Origin of the sequence: Streptomyces spectabilis, from assembly GCF_008704795.1 — a bacterium.
GTDB lineage: Bacteria > Actinomycetota > Actinomycetes > Streptomycetales > Streptomycetaceae > Streptomyces > Streptomyces spectabilis.
The window spans coordinates 1,897,289-1,912,978 of record NZ_CP023690.1 but is presented as its reverse complement, the minus strand read 5'-3'; the positions used below and the strand labels follow the sequence as shown (position 1 = coordinate 1,912,978).

At 73.3% G+C, this 15,690-nt stretch carries 17 protein-coding genes; 9 read left to right on the top strand and 8 right to left on the bottom strand.

Annotated features, from left to right (window positions below):
* Positions 1-63 precede the first annotated feature (63 nt).
* Positions 64-270, bottom strand: coding sequence for a DUF5999 family protein (locus CP982_RS08070; RefSeq protein ID WP_278192600.1), 207 nt, complete (start codon positions 268-270; stop codon positions 64-66).
* A gap of 321 nt (positions 271-591) precedes the next feature.
* Complete coding sequence (locus tag CP982_RS08065) at positions 592-1,188, bottom strand: hypothetical protein (RefSeq protein WP_150509896.1); 597 nt, start codon at positions 1,186-1,188, stop codon at positions 592-594.
* A 501-nt stretch (positions 1,189-1,689) separates the two neighbouring features.
* Here CP982_RS08065 and CP982_RS08060 point away from each other — a divergent pair.
* Both CP982_RS08060 and CP982_RS08055 read left to right on the top strand, forming a co-directional pair.
* Positions 1,690-3,210: a glutamate-cysteine ligase family protein gene (locus CP982_RS08060; RefSeq protein ID WP_150509895.1), complete on the top strand. Its 1,521-nt coding sequence runs from the start codon at positions 1,690-1,692 to the stop codon at positions 3,208-3,210.
* Positions 3,211-3,422: 212 nt separating this feature from the next.
* Positions 3,423-4,223, top strand: a complete 801-nt coding sequence (locus CP982_RS08055; RefSeq protein WP_150509894.1) for a CPBP family intramembrane glutamic endopeptidase — start codon at positions 3,423-3,425, stop codon at positions 4,221-4,223.
* Between the two features lie 24 nt (positions 4,224-4,247).
* On the opposite strand, the gene CP982_RS08050 is transcribed toward CP982_RS08055, so the two are convergent.
* Positions 4,248-5,075: a PhzF family phenazine biosynthesis protein gene (locus CP982_RS08050; RefSeq protein ID WP_150509893.1), complete on the bottom strand. Its 828-nt coding sequence runs from the start codon at positions 5,073-5,075 to the stop codon at positions 4,248-4,250.
* A gap of 252 nt (positions 5,076-5,327) precedes the next feature.
* On the opposite strand from CP982_RS08050, the gene CP982_RS08045 reads away from it, so the two are divergent.
* Positions 5,328-5,960 carry a PadR family transcriptional regulator gene (locus CP982_RS08045; protein ID WP_150509892.1) on the top strand — a complete coding sequence of 211 codons (633 nt, stop codon included), beginning with the start codon at positions 5,328-5,330 and terminating at the stop codon, positions 5,958-5,960.
* Between the two features lie 102 nt (positions 5,961-6,062).
* On the opposite strand, the gene CP982_RS08040 is transcribed toward CP982_RS08045, so the two are convergent.
* Complete coding sequence (locus CP982_RS08040; protein ID WP_150509891.1) at positions 6,063-6,491, bottom strand: type II toxin-antitoxin system Rv0910 family toxin; 429 nt, start codon at positions 6,489-6,491, stop codon at positions 6,063-6,065.
* A 159-nt stretch (positions 6,492-6,650) separates the two neighbouring features.
* On the opposite strand from CP982_RS08040, the gene CP982_RS08035 reads away from it, so the two are divergent.
* Positions 6,651-7,457 (top strand): putative protein N(5)-glutamine methyltransferase, encoded by an 807-nt coding sequence (locus CP982_RS08035; protein ID WP_150509890.1) that lies wholly within the window; start codon positions 6,651-6,653, stop codon positions 7,455-7,457.
* 66 nt (positions 7,458-7,523) lie between these two features.
* Here CP982_RS08035 and CP982_RS08030 read toward each other — a convergent pair whose 3' ends face one another.
* On the bottom strand, positions 7,524-7,712 hold the full coding sequence (locus CP982_RS08030; RefSeq protein WP_150509889.1) for a hypothetical protein: 189 nt from the start codon (positions 7,710-7,712) through the stop codon (positions 7,524-7,526).
* 198 nt (positions 7,713-7,910) lie between these two features.
* Between CP982_RS08030 and CP982_RS08025 the strand changes: the two genes are divergently transcribed.
* From CP982_RS08025 to CP982_RS08015, 3 genes are all read left to right on the top strand, one after another.
* Positions 7,911-8,453 carry a Clp protease N-terminal domain-containing protein gene (locus tag CP982_RS08025; RefSeq protein WP_170316392.1) on the top strand — a complete coding sequence of 181 codons (543 nt, stop codon included), beginning with the start codon at positions 7,911-7,913 and terminating at the stop codon, positions 8,451-8,453.
* Between the two features lie 100 nt (positions 8,454-8,553).
* Entirely contained in the window at positions 8,554-9,573 is a 1,020-nt protein-coding gene (locus CP982_RS08020) for an EamA family transporter (RefSeq protein WP_150509887.1), read from the top strand.
* Between the two features lie 284 nt (positions 9,574-9,857).
* Positions 9,858-10,856 carry a DMT family transporter gene (locus tag CP982_RS08015; protein WP_150509886.1) on the top strand — a complete coding sequence of 333 codons (999 nt, stop codon included), beginning with the start codon at positions 9,858-9,860 and terminating at the stop codon, positions 10,854-10,856.
* Here the strand turns inward: CP982_RS08015 and CP982_RS08010 are convergent.
* The gene (locus tag CP982_RS08010) at positions 10,838-11,542 is read right to left on the bottom strand and encodes a pyridoxamine 5'-phosphate oxidase family protein (protein WP_150509885.1); all 705 of its coding nucleotides are present in this window, start codon (positions 11,540-11,542) and stop codon (positions 10,838-10,840) included. The genes CP982_RS08015 and CP982_RS08010 overlap by 19 nt on opposite strands.
* A gap of 95 nt (positions 11,543-11,637) precedes the next feature.
* Here CP982_RS08010 and CP982_RS08005 point away from each other — a divergent pair, with 95 nt between their 5' ends.
* Positions 11,638-12,969 (top strand): aminotransferase class I/II-fold pyridoxal phosphate-dependent enzyme, encoded by a 1,332-nt coding sequence (locus CP982_RS08005; protein WP_150509884.1) that lies wholly within the window; start codon positions 11,638-11,640, stop codon positions 12,967-12,969.
* 52 nt (positions 12,970-13,021) lie between these two features.
* On the opposite strand, the gene CP982_RS08000 is transcribed toward CP982_RS08005, so the two are convergent.
* Entirely contained in the window at positions 13,022-14,005 is a 984-nt protein-coding gene (locus CP982_RS08000; protein WP_150509883.1) for a DMT family transporter, read from the bottom strand.
* 144 nt (positions 14,006-14,149) lie between these two features.
* Between CP982_RS08000 and CP982_RS07995 the strand changes: the two genes are divergently transcribed.
* Complete coding sequence (locus tag CP982_RS07995; protein ID WP_150509882.1) at positions 14,150-15,052, top strand: LysR family transcriptional regulator; 903 nt, start codon at positions 14,150-14,152, stop codon at positions 15,050-15,052.
* Positions 15,053-15,108: 56 nt separating this feature from the next.
* On the opposite strand, the gene CP982_RS07990 is transcribed toward CP982_RS07995, so the two are convergent.
* A complete protein-coding gene (locus tag CP982_RS07990; protein ID WP_150509881.1) occupies positions 15,109-15,570 on the bottom strand; it encodes a pyridoxamine 5'-phosphate oxidase family protein in 462 nt (153 codons plus the stop codon).
* Positions 15,571-15,690: the final 120 nt, after the last annotated feature.

The following is a 15,690-nucleotide window of genomic DNA, read 5'->3' as shown; positions in this document are numbered from 1 at the left end:
CTTCCGGGCCGGCCCTGGGTTCTTTCTGGACTGTCTGTCGTGCGCTGCTTCCGTGCGGACGGCTCAGGCGGCCGTCATCACCTGAATGGTGCCCAGCGGCCGGTGCGGCGCGATGATCTCGCCGTTCGGCAGCAGCTCACCGGTGTCCTCGAAGAGCAGGACGCCGTTGCACAGCAGGCTCCAGCCCTGCTCCGGGTGGTGCGCGATGAGGAGCGCGGCCTCCCGGTCGGCGGATTCGGCTGTCGGGCACGCTGGCTGGTGCTGGCACATGGAAGGGTTCTTTCGCTGCGAAGTGGTGGTTGTCGCGTCTGTGCTGCGGCTCGATGCGGTGGTCATGCCGCCCCCGTTCCCCCGTTGGTTGGTCGGTCCAGTCCAGTGTTGCCCCACGGACGTGATTCCGCAGGGATTTTGCGGCAGCGCTCCCTACAGCCTTAAGGACGTATCACCCGCCCGGACGGTTCAGCTCAACTCCCCTGTCCCTTCGGGTGGTTCGACGTGGCCGAAGTGGGCTAGTCCGGATGGGCATTCCGGGCAGGGGCGTGCCCCGCGGCCCTGGGGGCGGCGGGGCACGGAAGCGGAATCGCGCCGGGTTCAGGCGGGCGAGCCGAGCAGTGGGGCCGGGGTGAGGCGGTGGGTGAGCACCGGGAGGAGGTCGGCGGCGCGGTGCGGCCGGTGGGCGGTGATGCCGGGGGGCGCCGGGGCGAGCGGCACCAGGATGTCGGTGGGCGCGAGCGGGCCGCTGGCGGCGTCGGTGCCGCGGTCGCCGTGCAGCCACAAGGTGAGCATGTACAGCTCCGGTACGGACAGCAGGCGCGGCTGGTACGACTGCGGCATGGCCTCGGCGTGGCGCAGCGCGCGCTCGGCGGACGCGATGTACGGACCCTCGCAGAAGTGCGAGAACGCCCAGCCGTCGGGCGTGAGCATCGTCTCCGCCGCGGCCACCGCGCGCTCGCCGCAGCGGATCAGGAAGCGCCAGCCGATGAGCTTGGTGGCCGCTCCGGTCGCCGGTGCGGGCTCCGTCGCCGCGTGGTCCAACTCGTGCACGGGCAGCGGAACATCCGGGCTCACGGGCCCTTGGGCGGCGCGCAGGGAAGGCGTACGGGCCTCGCGGACGGCGGTGGGAGAGCTGAGGGCCGTGAGGACGCTGCGCAGTGCGGGCGCGGGAGCCGGGGGAACATGCAGCGGCATGGTGGGTCGCCTCTCTCATTCGACAGGCACAAGTGGAGCGGGGGGCGGGTGCGGACGGCGCTGTCTGCTCGGGGGCAGAGGGGGCGGGGGCAGGGGCCCCGGGGGACGGGGGACCGCGAGCGCCAACTCTCTGCCTCAACCCGGGAGTTTATACGACACGTGTTCAGGAAGTGTTTCGCCTAGCCCTTCCTCATATGCCGGTCAAGTCGTCATTCGGACGCGCTTCTGGGGGATTTCTCCTGATTCCGGATCGTGTCCGTGCGTGTGACCTCGTGACTTTCCACGGCTGCGGTCGGCCGATTCTCATCGGTTTTTTCGCCACAACTGGAGGAAGGGAAAGCGGCGTCGCGTCCCTTGCCTCGTGAATGTGCCCCACGGCACATTCTGGAGCCTACCGGGCGGCGGGCTCGCGCGGGGCGTTACGGATCACATCGTCGGGGCATCATCCTCCGTACACAGCGGCCGGGTTGCTGGCTGCCCATCCGGAGGAGGGAAGCTGCGATGGGGGAAAAGGTCGAGGCGGGATCGTACGACCTGTCCGATCGCCAGCTGTACCGGATCAAGCATCGGCAGTGCCTCGACGCGCTCGGGCGGATGCTCGACGAGCGGCGCTTCGACCGGCCCAAGAACCTGCTGGGCCTGGAGATAGAGCTGAATCTCGCGGGGCCCGACGGCTCTCCGAGAATGATGAATACCGAAGTTCTCAGGCGCATCGCGAGCCGTGATTTCCAGACCGAACTCGGAATGTTCAATCTGGAAGTGAACATTGCCCCGCACCGGCTCGGCGGCCGTGTTCTCGACCAGCTCGCCGAGGAGTTGCGCACGGCCCTCGCCTACGCCCACCGGAAAGCGAACGAGGTGGACGCGGGCATCGTGATGATCGGCATTCTGCCGACCCTGAACCGCGAGGACCTGGTCTCCGCGAACCTCTCCGATGACGACCGCTACGCGCTGCTCAACGACCAGATGGTGGCGGCCCGCGGCGAGCACTTCGCCCTGGACATCGAGGGCGTGGAGCGGCTGCGGTGCTCGTCGGCGTCCATCGCGCCCGAGGCCGCGTGCACGTCGGTGCAGCTGCACCTCCAGGTCACGCCGGGCAAGTTCGCCGACGTGTGGAACGCGGCGCAGTCGATCGCGGCCGCCCAGGTCGCGGTGGGCGCCAACGCGCCGTTCCTGTTCGGGCGCGAGCTGTGGCGCGAGTCGCGGCCGCCGCTGTTCCTGCAGTCCACGGACACGCGCCCGCCCGAGCTCCAGGCGCAGGGCGTACGGCCGCGCAGCTGGTTCGGGGAGCGCTGGATCAGCAGCGCGTACGACCTCTTCGAGGAGAACGTGCGCTACTTCCCGGCGCTGATCCCGCTGTGCGACCGCGAGGACCCGCAGCGCGTGCTCGACGACGGCGGGGTGCCGCAGCTGGCGGAGCTGACGCTGCACAACGGCACGGTGTACCGCTGGAACCGCCCCGTGTACGGCATCGCCGACGGCGTACCGCACCTGCGCGTGGAGAACCGGGTGCTGCCCGCGGGCCCGACCGTCACGGACGTCATCGCCAACGTCGCCTTCTACTACGGAGTGGTCCGCGCGCTCGCCGAGGAGACGCGGCCCGTGTGGAGCAGGCTGCCCTTCGAGACGGCCGCCCGGAACTTCGACACGGCCTGTCGCCACGGCATCGAGGCGTCCTTGGAGTGGCCGCGGCGCGGGCGGTACGGCGGCCTCACGCGGGTGGCGGCCGTCGATCTCGTACGCGACGAGCTGCTGCCGCTCGCCGGGGCCGGTCTTGACGCGTGGGGCGTGGAGCCCGCCGACCGCGATCTGTACCTGGGCGTGATCGAGGAGCGGTGCAGGCGGCGGGTCAACGGCGCGTCCTGGCAGGCGGCGACGTACCACCGGGCCCTGGAGCGCGGTCTGGAGCGCGAGGCGGCCCTCGCGGCCACCACGCGCCGGTACTGCGAGCTGATGCACGCGGGGGAGCCGGTGCACACCTGGCCGGTGGGCCTTCCGGAGCCGGCGCTGCCGGTGCGGTGACGCGTCCCGGCGCGGCGCAGCGGGGGTCTCCTCGGCGGACGAGGGGCCCGCGCGCGCCCGTGCCGTGGCGTGCGTGATCTCGTGAGCGCGGGTCGGCCGACCGCCCTCGGCGGTCATCGGGCAAGCTTGACGACCCAGGCGCGGCCTCGTACCGATCGATGCGACGGGCGGCGCGGTGAGCGACGAGGCGGGGTCACGCAGTGGAGGAAGAAGTGCGAGCGGAGCCGGGGCCGACGGCTGGTGTCCTTCCCGGGGCGAGGCCCTCGCGGCGGTTCCTGCGCGACGAGACGGTGCTCGTCCTCGCCCTGTCGCTCGGCGCGAGCGGTGTGTCGGCGCTCATCAGCTTCATCGGCTCGGTCACCAAGCCGGGCGGCCTCAAGGACCAGGCGGCGACCCTCAACTCCTCGGCGGCGCCGGGGCGGCCCTGGCTGGACCTCGCGTGGCAGCTGTTCGGCATCACGACGGCCCTGGTGCCGGTCGCGCTCGTGGCCCACTTCCTGCTGCGGGAGGGCTCGGGCCTCAAGGCGCTCGGCTTCGACCGGACGCGGCCGTGGCCGGACCTCGGGCGCGGGGCGGCGGTCGCCGCGGTCATCGGCTCCACGGGCATCGCCTTCTATCTGGCGGCCCGCGGCCTCGGCTTCAATCTGACGGTGGTGCCGGAGGACCTGCCCGACGTGTGGTGGAAGTACCCGGTGCTCGTCCTGTCGGCGCTGCAGAACTCGATCCTCGAGGAAGTGATCGTCGTCGGCTATCTGCTGCGCAGGCTCGACCAGTTGGGGTGGTCGCCGATGGCCGCCCTCGCGGCGAGCTCGGTGCTGCGCGGCTCGTACCACCTGTACCAGGGCATCGGCGGGTTCGTCGGCAACATGGCGATGGGTGTGGTCTTCGTCCTGCTCTACCGCAGGTGGGGCCGGGTCGGGCCGCTCGTCGTGGCCCACTCGCTCCTGGACATCGGGGCGTTCGTCGGATACGCGCTGCTCGCCGGGAAGGTGGGGTGGCTGCCCACCGCGTGATCCCACGCGGTGGGCGGGCGCGCGTCAGGCCAGCAGGTCGCCCTCGATGACGGTGACCGCGCGGCCGGTCAGCAGGGTGCGGTCGCCGCGCAGATCGGTGCGCACCAGGCCCGAGCGGGGCGAGGCCTGCAGGCCCGTCAGCTCGGTGCGGCCGAGGCGCGCGGACCAGAAGGGCGCGAGGGCGGTGTGCGCGCTGCCCGTGACGGGGTCCTCGTCGATGCCCACGCGCGGGAAGAAGCCGCGCGAGACGAAGTCGTAGCCGCTGGTGGGGTCCTCGGCGGGCGCGGTCGCGATGATGCCCCGCTCGGAGTGCAGCGCCAGGGCCCGGTGGTCGGGAGTGAGCGCGCGGACCGTCTTCTCGTCGGCCAGCTCGACCAGCAGGTCACCGGTGTGCGGACCCGTGTCGTACACCGAGAGCGGCTCGGCGCCGAGGGCTTCGGTGATGCCGTCCGGGGCGCCGGTCGCGGTGAGCGGGGCGGTCGGGAAGTCGAGCGTGATCGTGCCGTCCGCGTGGGTGGTGGAGACGAGCACCCCGGCCCGGGTGGCGAACCGCACGGTCCCCTCGGCCGTGCCCGTGGTCCACAGGACGTGGGCGGTGGCCAGGGTGGCGTGGCCGCACAGGTCGACCTCGGTGGCGGGCGTGAACCAGCGCAGCGCCCAGTCGGCGGCGCCGCCCGGCGGCAGCGGGTGGGCGAAGGCGGTCTCGGCGTGGTTGACCTCGGTGGCCACGTGCTGGAGCCAGCCGTCGTCCGGGAACGAGTCGAGCAGCAGCACACCGGCGGGATTGCCGGTGAAGGGGCGCTCGGCGAAGGCGTCGACGATGCGGATGCGCTTCCGTGGGGATGTCGTCATGGGGCGACGGTAGGGGGCCACTCAAGGACTTGGGTAAGGCCAATTCACTGAAACTGGCTTTGTTCGGTGACGGGTGGTGGGTTTTTGGCCATGAGCCGAGCCGCGCTGACGCGGGGATCAGGTGCGTGATGACGGCATGGGGTTGTCAGACGAACGGTTCCGATATATCGTCGAAGCATCGCGACTGATCAATGATGTCATTGACCGACGATGCCACGGATCAGCGGATGAGCAACGGAAGGAATGATCGACATGCGTTCCCATGGTTTTGAACACGAGCACCAGCGCGGCCGCGGACGCGGTCCGTTCGGCCCCGGCCCCGAGGGGCGCGGGGGATTCGGCGGCGGCTTCGAAGGGCGGCGCGGCGCGTTCGGCCCCTTCGGGCCCGGCTTCGGGGGCCCCGGCCCCTGGGGCGGACGCGGCGGGCGGGGCGGTCCGCGTGGCCGGGCCCGGCGCGGCGACGTACGCGCGTCCATCCTGGCCCTTCTCAAGGACCGTTCGATGCACGGTTACGAGATGATCCAGGAGATCGCCGAGCGCAGCGGCGGGGCGTGGAAGCCCAGCCCCGGCTCCGTCTACCCCACCCTCCAGCTCCTGGAGGACGAGGGCCTGATCGTCAGCGAGAGCGAGGGCGGCAAGAAGCTCTTCTCGCTCACCGAGTCCGGCCGCGCCGCGGCGGAGGAGGGCACGGACGCGCCCTGGGAGGACGCCGGGCGCGGCGTCGACTGGGAGGTCCTGAGCGAGATCCGGCAGGCCGGGGTCGGCCTGATGGAGGCCTTCGGCCAGGTCTGGAAGACCGGCTCCAAGGAGCAGCGCGAGAAGGCGCTGACCGTCATCAACGACGCCCGCAAGAAGCTGTACCTCATCCTCGCCGATGAGGACTGAGGCAGCGAGGACCGCGCCCTCCGCGCGGCCGTCGAGGCGCCCCGCACGACAGGTGCGGGGCGCCTTCCTCGTCCGCGCCGCGCCGGGCGCGGGCCGCGCCGCTCACTTCACCAGGTCGCCCAGCTTCCGCAGCGACTCGTTGAGCGCCGCCGTCACCGAGTCCTTGAGCTTGCCCGCCATCATCGACACGGCCGCGCCGCTGAACTCCCCGTTCGCGCGCACCGTCGACGCCTCGCCGTCCGGTACCACCGTGTAGCGGGTGCCGACCGTGACGCCCATCGGCCCCTTGCCCTTGATCGCGAACGTACGGCCTGCCTCCAGGTCCACGACCGTCCAGGCGACCTCGGCGGGGAAGCCCATCAGCTTCATGTTCTCCGTGAACGTTCCGCCCAGCTCCAGCGAGGCGGGCGGGCCTTGCGGGAAGCCGGTGTGCGTCGTGTTCCACTTTCCGTACTGGGACAGGTCGGCGAGGTGCGCCCAGACCTTCTCCGCTGGTGCCTCGATCCGTGCCTCCGCGCTGACTTCGGGCACTGCGACCACCCCTTCTCGTCGGGCGCTGCGGCGGGCGCAGCGACGGTGTCGCGGAAAGTAGCCCCAGGCTCCGCAACATTCAAGACGGCCGAACTGGCCGCTCGCGGCGGCCGGATAGGCTGGTCACCTCCCTCCTCCGTACTGCCGGAAGGCTCCTTCATGCCAGCCCTCGCCCACTCCGCCGAGCGTCCCCCGGCTCCCGCCGCCGTCGTGGCACGGCTGCGCGCGGCGGGCTGTGTGTTCGCCGAGGAGGAGGCGGACCTGCTCATGGCCGCCGCCGCGACCCCCGAGGAACTCGACGCCATGGTGGCGCGGCGGGCGAGCGGCCTGCCGCTGGAACACGTCGTGGGCTGGGCCGATTTCGCGGGTCTGCGCATCGCCGTCGACGCCGGGGTCTTCGTGCCGCGCCGCCGTACCGAGGCCCTCGTCCGCGAGGCGGCCGCGCTGTCGGCGCCCGGTGCCGTCGTCGTCGACCTGTGCTGCGGGTCCGGTGCGCTGGGGGCCGCCGTCGCGGCCGCGCTAGGCCGGGCCGAGCTGCACGCCGCCGACATCGACCCGGCGGCCGTGGCCTGCGCCCGCCGCAACGTGGGCGAGGCCGGAGGCCACGTGTACGAGGGTGACCTGTACGAGGCGCTGCCCGCCGCGCTCCGCGGGCGGGTCGACGTCCTGCTGGCCAACGTGCCGTACGTCCCCTCCGACGAGGTCGCGCTGCTGCCCGTCGAGGCCCGTGAGCACGAGGCGCGCGTCGCCCTCGACGGCGGAGCCGACGGGCTCGACGTGCTGCGGCGGGTGACGGCGGACGCGGCGCGCTGGCTGGCGCCGGGCGGATGCCTGCTGTTCGAGACGAGCGAGCGGCAGGTGACCTCGGCGGTCGCGGCCGTCACGGACGCGGGCCTCGTGCCGCGCGTCGTCACGGACGAGGAGCTGTACGCGACGGTGGTGAACGGCCGGCGCCCGGAGCGGTAGCCCCGGCCGCGACCCGTGCAGGTGCCCCGTGAAGGCGGCTCCGGCGCCGGTCGGAAGGCCGCGCGGTCAGCCGACGCGCTGTATCTCGGCCGCGTCGAAGAGGTCGGAGGCCCGGGGGAAGGGGCTCTCGTCGTGGCAGTGCCACGCTTCCCAGAACAGGTCGGCGGGCAGGGCGTCCTCCGGCGCGTACACGCGGTACACGTACAGTCGGCCGTCGACCGCCGGCAGGGTGACCAGCCAGCACCTGCTCTCCATGCCACAGACAGACGAGCGCCGGAGCGAAGTGGTTGCGCACCCGGCGCGCAGCACAAAAGCGCACGCCCCACCTGCGAAAACAGCAGAAAGTCATCCGTAAGGAGGACAACCCGCCCGGCAGTGCCCAACTTGTGTGGGACGCGGAAATGCTTCCCGCCGCCGATGCCGGGAGCTGTGGGGACTGATGGGGTGGGAGGTGTGCAAAGCCGTACCCCCCAGGGTGCCGAACCCGGCCCGACCCGAACCGACGTCGATTCCAGCCTGAGCGCGGCGCTGGCCTCGGTGCTGTCCGGTGCGCGCAGGCGGGCCGTGCGCGACGGGGACAGGCAGGTCGACACGGCCCATCTGCTGCACTCGCTCCTGGAGTACGAGCCGCAGGTCCGGGCGGTCTTCGACGGCGGGCCGCAGATCGCGCGGCTGCTCGGCTATCTCGTCCAGCGCAGCATCGGCTACGGCCTCCAGTGGCAGGGCACCGTCGAGGACTCCGGGGCCGTGCCGCTCGTGCCGTCCGCCAAGGAAACGGTTCTCTCGCCCGCGGCGGCCGGAGCCATGGAGGCCGCGCACGCGCGTGCCGTGCTGCGCGGCGAGCGCCTGGCCCAGGGGGTCGACCTGCTCGCCGCCCTCGCCGCCGACCGGGAGTGCCGGGCCGTCGAGGTGCTGCGGCGCGCGGGCGTCGACGCCGACGTGCTGCTCGCACGGCTGGAGAGCGACGGCGACGCGGAAGGCGAGCCGGCCTTCTGACGGCCCGCGCCGGGCGTGACCGGCGCGCACGGCACGGCGCCGTCCGCCGATTGAGACAGTGGTCATCAGGGGTGACGGTCATGACCTCGGCTGTCATCATGTGCCGGTGCGTGGGACTCAGAACAAGCGTCGGGGGGCGGCGGACGGCGGCAGGGGGCTCGGCCTCGGCCTCGCCCTGGTGTCGGCGGTCGCCTTCGGCGGCTCGGGCGTCGCGGCCAAACCGCTGATCGAAGCGGGTCTCGACTCGCTGCACGTGGTGTGGCTGCGGGTCGCGGGCGCCGCGCTCGTGATGCTGCCCGTGGCCTGGCGGCACCGGGCGCTCGTGCGGCGCAGGCCCGCGCTGCTCGCCGGGTTCGGACTGCTCGCCGTCGCCGGTGTGCAGGCCTGCTACTTCGCCTCGATCTCCCGCATTCCGGTCGGCGTGGCCCTGCTCGTGGAGTACCTCGCGCCCGCGCTCGTCCTGGGCTGGGTGCGGTTCGTGCAGCGCAGGCCCGTGACGCGGGCGGCCGCGCTCGGCGTGGTGCTCGCCGTCGGCGGGCTCGCCTGCGTCGTGGAGGTCTGGGCGGGGCTCAGCTTCGACGCGGTCGGACTCCTGCTCGCGCTCGGCGCCGCCTGCTGCCAGGTCGGCTACTTCGTCCTGTCCGACCAGGGCGGCGACGCGGGCGCCGACGCCCCGGATCCGCTCGGCGTCATCGCGTACGGCCTGCTCGTCGGCGCGGCCGTGCTCACGGTGATCGCCCGCCCGTGGGGCATGGACTGGGGCGTGCTCGCCCGCACCGCCGCCATGGACGGCTCGCGCGTGCCCGCGTGGGTGCTCCTCTGCTGGATCGTGCTGATCGCCACGGTCGTCGCGTACGTCACCGGGGTCCTCTCGGTGCGTCGTCTCTCCCCGGCGGTCGCGGGCGTCGTGGCCTGCCTCGAAGCGGTCGTCGCCACCGTGCTCGCCTGGGTGGTGCTGGGGGAGCGGCTCTCGGCGCCGCAGCTCGCCGGGGGCGCCCTCGTCCTGGTGGGCGCGTTCATCGCCCAGTCGTCCGCGCCCGTGAAGCCGTCGTCCGACGGGAGCGCGGGCGCCGTCCCGGAATCCGAACAACGGTTGTCCCCGAGCGGGACCGCCGCATAGGGTGCCGATCATGCACGCACGAGCACTCGTTCTTCCGCCTCCGGCCGCCTGAGAGCGGGCCCCCACGGATCACGCCCGGCCGTCGGCCGGGCTGAACGGCGCTGCCCGCAGACGACAGTCCCAGACCTGCGTCCCAGCGGCCGTGCGGGATGCCGTCCCCCTTCTTCTACGGGGCGGCCCCTGTTGAGCCCGTGCCTGCGGGCACTCCTCGTCGCCACGCCCGGCCGTGACGCGGTCTCCCTTTCGATCCGCTGCGGAGATTCCACGTGTCGAGCGTGTCCAGCATGTCCACGGCGTCCACGGACGCCACCCCCGTCGCCACCACCGCCCTTCCCCGGCTCTCCGTGGGGCGCGGCCTCGTCTATCTGAGCATCGCCGGAGCCGCCTGGGGCACCGCGGGTGCCGCCGCCTCGCTGGTCTTCTCAGCCGGTGACATGGGGCCCGTCACCCTCTCCTTCTGGCGTTGCGCCGGAGGGTTCCTGCTGCTGCTCGCCGCGCGTCTTGTGCGGCCGCGCGGCGGAGTCCGCCGCACGCCCGCGCGCGGGCCGCTGGGCCGCAGGGCCGGGCGCGTCCTCGCGATCGGTCTGGCCCTGACCGTGTTCCAGACCGCGTACTTCGCCGCCGTGGAGGCCACCGGCCTCGCGGTCGGCACGGTCGTCACACTCGGGGCGGGGCCCGTGCTCATCGCGCTCGGCGCCCGGCTGACCATGGGTGAGCGCCTCGGGCTCGGCGGCCTCTGCGCGGTGGGCGGCGCGCTCGCCGGGCTCGGCGTCCTCTTCGTGGGCGGCGGCGAGTCGGCCGTGCGCCCCTGGGGCGTGGTCTTCGCCCTGGCGTCCGCCGCCGGGTACGCCGTCATGACGCTCCTGACCCGGTGGTGGGGGCGGGACGGCGAGGCCGACGCGTCCAGCACCACGGTGTGGTCGTTCGCGGTGGTGTCGCTGTGCCTGCTGCCGTTCGCCGCGGCCGAGGGGCTGTGGCCGCACACCGCCGACGCGGCCCGCGTGCTCGGCTGTCTGCTGTACATCGCCGCCGTGCCGACGGCCCTCGCGTACGCGCTGTACTTCGCGGGGGCCGCCGTCGTCCGCTCCGCGACCGTCTCCGTGATCATGCTCCTGGAGCCGGTGAGCGCGGCGGCCATCGCCGTCACCCTGCTCGGTGAGGAGCTGAACGCCGCCACCGTCGCGGGCACCCTCCTGATGCTCGCGGCCGTCACGGGACTCGCCGCGGCGGAGGCGCGCGCCGCGGCACGCGCGCGCCGCGCGGGTCAGGGCTCGATCAGATAGTCGGGGACCTCGATGCCGGGGGCCAGGTCGGCGGACGGCACGACCGGGTCGTAGCCCTTGCGCAGCGGCACGACGCCCGCCCAGTGGGGCAGGTCCATGTCCTCCGGGTCGTCGTTCGGCCCGCCGGTGCGCACCTTCGCGGACACCTCGGCGAGATCGAGGCTGAGCACGGCGGTCGCGGCCAGCTCCTTGGCGTTCGCGGGCCGCGAGTCGGCGGCGCGGCCGGGCACCACGTGCTCGACCAGCGCGTCGAGCGCGGTCCGCTTCTCCTCCGGGTCCGTGACCGGGCGCGCGATGCCGTGCACCACCACGGAGCGGTAGTTGATCGAGTGGTGGAAGGCCGAGCGGGCCAGGACGAGGCCGTCGACGTGCGTCACCGTCAGACACACCGGGAGGCCCGGGTCCGCGCCGTCGTCCGGCTGCGCGGCCCCGGCCATCCGCAGCGGGCGCGACCCCGTCGAGCCGTGCACGTAGAGCCGCTCGCCGACCCGCCCGTACAGCGTCGGCAGGACGACCGGGGCACCGTCGCGGACGAAGGCGAGGTGGCACACGTACGACTCGTCGAGTATCGCGTGCACCAGCGCGCGGTCGTACGCGGCCCGTTCGCGGGCCCGGGTGGGCACGGTGCGGTCGGTCGCCGCATAGGGGGCGCTGTCCGGCGCGGCCGGGTGCGTCGTCGTCTCCATGGCTTCTCCCTCGGGTGCGCGTCGCGCTCCGGCCTCCGTGGGCCGTGCGCGCCGCCGCTTTGCCTCATCTATTGCACTAGTGCATACTGTGCTTTGTGCTAGGAGAGTATCCGATCGCTGGGCGCGGCGCAGCTGAGATCGCCGCCAGTGTCGAGCGCGCCGTGGGGCGCGGTGACCTGGAACCGGGGCAATCGCTGCCCCCGATGCGGGAGTTGGCGCGCCAGCTGGGGGTGAATCCCAATACGGTGGCGGCGGCCTACCGCACGCTGCGCGAGCGCGGTGTGATCGAGACGGCCGGGAGGCGCGGCAGCCGGGTGCGGAGCAAGCCCGCGACCACCGCGCGCGAGTACAGCCGCCTCGTCGTGCCGCCCGGGGTGCGGGACGTCGCCAGCGGCAACCCGGACACGGCGCTCCTGCCGTCGCTAGCCGAGGCCTTCGCGGCCGCGGCGGCGCACGCGGACATCCACCCCGACCTGTACGGGGAGTCGCCATTCGACCCCGCGTTCAGCCGCTGCGCGCGCGGGATGCTCGACCGCGACGGGGTGCCCCAGGGGCCGCTGGCCGTCACCTCCGGAGCGCTCGACGCGATCGAGCGGGTGCTCGTCGCCCGGCTGAAGGTCGGCGACGCGGTGGCCGTGGAGGATCCCGGGTGGGGCAGCGTCCTGGACCTCGTGCCCGCGCTCGGCCTGCGGCCGGTTCCGGTCGGTGTCGATGACGAGGGGCCGCTGCCCGACGACGTCGAGCGGGCGCTGCGCGCGGGCGCCCGCGCGCTCGTCGTCACCGCGCGCGCCCAGAATCCGACAGGGGCCGCCGTCAGCGCCACGCGTGCGCGTGCCGTGCGAGAGGTCCTCGCCGCGCACAAGGAGACGCTGGTCATCGAGGACGACCACGGCCACGGCATCGTCGACCTGCCGCTGCACACGCTGACCGGCGTGACCCACGCCTGGGCGTTCGTCCGCTCCACGGCCAAGGCGTACGGCCCCGATCTGCGCCTGGCCGTGCTCGCCGGTGACGTCGAGACCGTCGACCGGGTGCAGGGCCGGCTGCGGCTCGGCCCCGGCTGGGTGAGCAAGGTGCTCCAGCGGGCCGTCGTACACCTCTGGGAGAGCGGCGCGGTCGACGCCCGGGAGGTGGCCGCGGCGTACGGACGCAGACGGGACGCGCTGATCGCGGCCCTCGCCGAGCGCGGCGTCACCGCGTACGGGCGCAGCGGTATGAACGTGTGGGTGCCGGTCCCCGACGAGACCGGCGTGGTGGCCCGGATGCTGCACGCGGGCTGGGCGGTCGCCCCGGGGGCGCGGTTCCGCTTGGGCGCGGCCCCGGGCGTGCGGATCACCGTCTCCGCGCTCGGCGGGGACGACACCGCGGGCGTGGCCGAGGCCCTGGTGGCAGCCATGGGGCCGGTGGTGGAGCGCCGCTACGGCTGACGGCCGCCGCTTCCCCGCTGGTGCCTCGTGGCGCGTGCCTCTCCGGGGGCGTTCACCTGGCCCCGCGCGGCTTGGACTGCGTGAGCGCGGCGCCCGCCAGGATGATCACGGCACCTATCGGCGTCGTCCAGGCCAGGGACTCGCCGAGGACGGCCACGCCCGCCGCCGTCGCGATCACCGGGGTGAAGTACGTGACCATCTGGGCGGTCGTCGGGCCGACCTCGGAGACGATGTCGTACTGCACCAGGAAGGCCAGGCCCGTGCCGACCGCGCCGAGGGCGACGACCGCGAGCAGCGGCACCACGGGGAAATGCCGCGGCAGCGTCGTGAACAGCGGGGTCACGACGGCCAGTTCGACCGTGGCGACGAAGAGCTGGGCGCCGGTGAGGGCGAGGTTCGAGTGGCCGGAGCCCGCCAGGGTGCGGCGTACGTAGATCCAGCCGATCGGGTAGCACAGCGAGGCCAGCAGGGCCATGCCCGTGCCCCGGGCGTCCAGGCCGCTGAAGCCCTGCCAGGCGCCGAGGACCGTGAGCACCCCGAGGAAGCCGAGGCCGAGGCCCGCGACCCGGCGGCGCGTGGGGCGGTCCTCGGAGAGCGCGACGAGGGACAGGGCCATGCCCCACAGCGGCGACGTCGCGTTGCAGATCCCCGCCAGCGTCGAGGGGATCGTCAGCTCCGAGTACGCGAACAGGGAGAACGGCGCCGCGTTGAGCAGGAGGGCCGCCACCGACAGATGCGCCCAGGTGCGCGGGGAGCGGGGGAGCCGCTCGCGCTTCACCACCAGGAAGACCGCGACCACCAGCGTGCCGAACAGCAGCCGCCCGAAGGTGACCTGGAACGGTGCGTATCCGTCCGTGCCGACCTTGATGAACAGGAAGCTGAAGCCCCACACGAGCGAGAGGAAGGCGAAGCGCAGGCGCCAGTCGAGCCTGCGACGGCCGTCCGCGCGCGGGGAGGCGTCCTGGGCGGCTTCGGCGGGTGCGGGAGCGGCTGTGGGGGCGGGAGCCGAGGCCGGGACGGCGGCGGAGGTGGTCATGCTCGTCACGATGGATCACCGGACGCCTTAGTACAAGCGAGTTTTTGTGCTGGGTATCGCGTAGCATCACTTATATGTCGATCCTGGAGCAGTCATGCTGAGTGCAGTCATGCTGAGCGCGGCCATGTCGAGTCCGGAGCGGCCATGTTGAATCTGGAGCGCCTGCGGACCCTCGACGCGCTCGCGCGGCACGGATCGGTGAGCGGCGCCGCCGCCGGGCTGCACGTCACGACGTCCGCCGTCTCGCAGCAGATGACCAAGCTGGAGCGCGAGGTGGGCCAGCAGCTGCTCGCGAAGAACGGCCGGGGGGTGCGCCTCACGGACGCCGGACGGCTGCTCGCCGACCACGCCGCGCGCATCCTGTCCCAGGTGGAGCTGGCCCAGTCGGACCTGGAGCGGCAGCGCGGCAAGGCGGTCGGCCGGCTGGGGATAGCCGCGTTCCCGACGGCGATGCGCGGCCTGCTGCCCGCCACCCTCGCCTCGCTGCGGGCCCACCACCCGGGCCTGCGCGTGACGGCCGAGGAGCTGGAGCCGCAGGCCGGCGTCCAGAAGGTGGTGCGCGGCGATCTGGACCTCGCGGTGGTCCTCGACTGGTACAACAAGCCGCTGCCGCTGCCCGACGGTCTGCTGAAGGCCCCCCTGCTCGACGACCCCGCCGACGTGGCGATGCCCGTGGCGCACCCGCTGGCCGACCGCCCGGAGGTCGACCTGGAGGACTTCGCCGAGGACGAGTGGATCGCGTGGACGGAGGGCGAGTTCTGCCACGAGTGGCTGATGTTCACCCTGCGCGGCAAGGGCTTCGAGCCGCGCGTCGCCCACCGCGCCGAGGAGCACCACACCCAGCTCGCCCTGGTCGCGGCCGGGCTCGGCGTGTGCGTGGTGCCGCGCCTCGGCCGCGATCCGATGCCCGCGGGCGTGCGGACCGCGCCGGTGCGCCACCGGGTGCGGCGGCACGTGTACGTGGTGTGGCGCGCGGACGCCGACCGCCGCCCGTCGATCCGCGCGGCGGTGGAGGCGCTGCGGGTGGCGGGCGCGGGGCTCGGCTGAACGGGACGCGGGGGCTCGGCTGAAAGGGACGTGGGCCTGCGTCGTCGCCGGCGCGACTACGTCAGCTTGCGGAAGTCCCAGGACGCCACCGCGTCCGGCGTGAGCCGCAGCCACGCGTGCCGCCCGTCGTGCACCATCGCGTCGATGCCGAAGTTCTTGCGCGCGAACAGCCGCTCCACCGCGTCGAGTTCGGGGCAGGGCCCGCCGACGCGCGGAGCCTCGCCGACGCGCTCGACGGTGCCGGTCAGCTCGGCGCCGCGCAGTTCGCCGTACGCCTCGCCCGCGTCGACGACGACCGCGATCCGCGGGTCGCGCCCGAGGTCGGCCCAGCGCCTGCTGCGCGTGAGCGAGTACAGCCACACGGACGTGCCGTCCCACACGAACCACAGTGGGCTCGCGTGCGGGGCGCCGTCGGCGGACACCGTCGCCACCCGGCAGGTCCGCTCGGCGGTCAGGAAGGAGTCAAGCTCGTCCGGCGTCATCATGATCCGGCGGCCGCGGCGCTGTGTGAGGGCCATGCGTCGTCTCCTCTTCCGGGGCCGTCCGCGCGGTGGCCACGGCCGCGCGGCCGGGTGTCCGTGCGCTGCGGCGCCCTTGGCTGACAATGCGTCAGATGAGCATGGGGTCTCTTCCGCCGG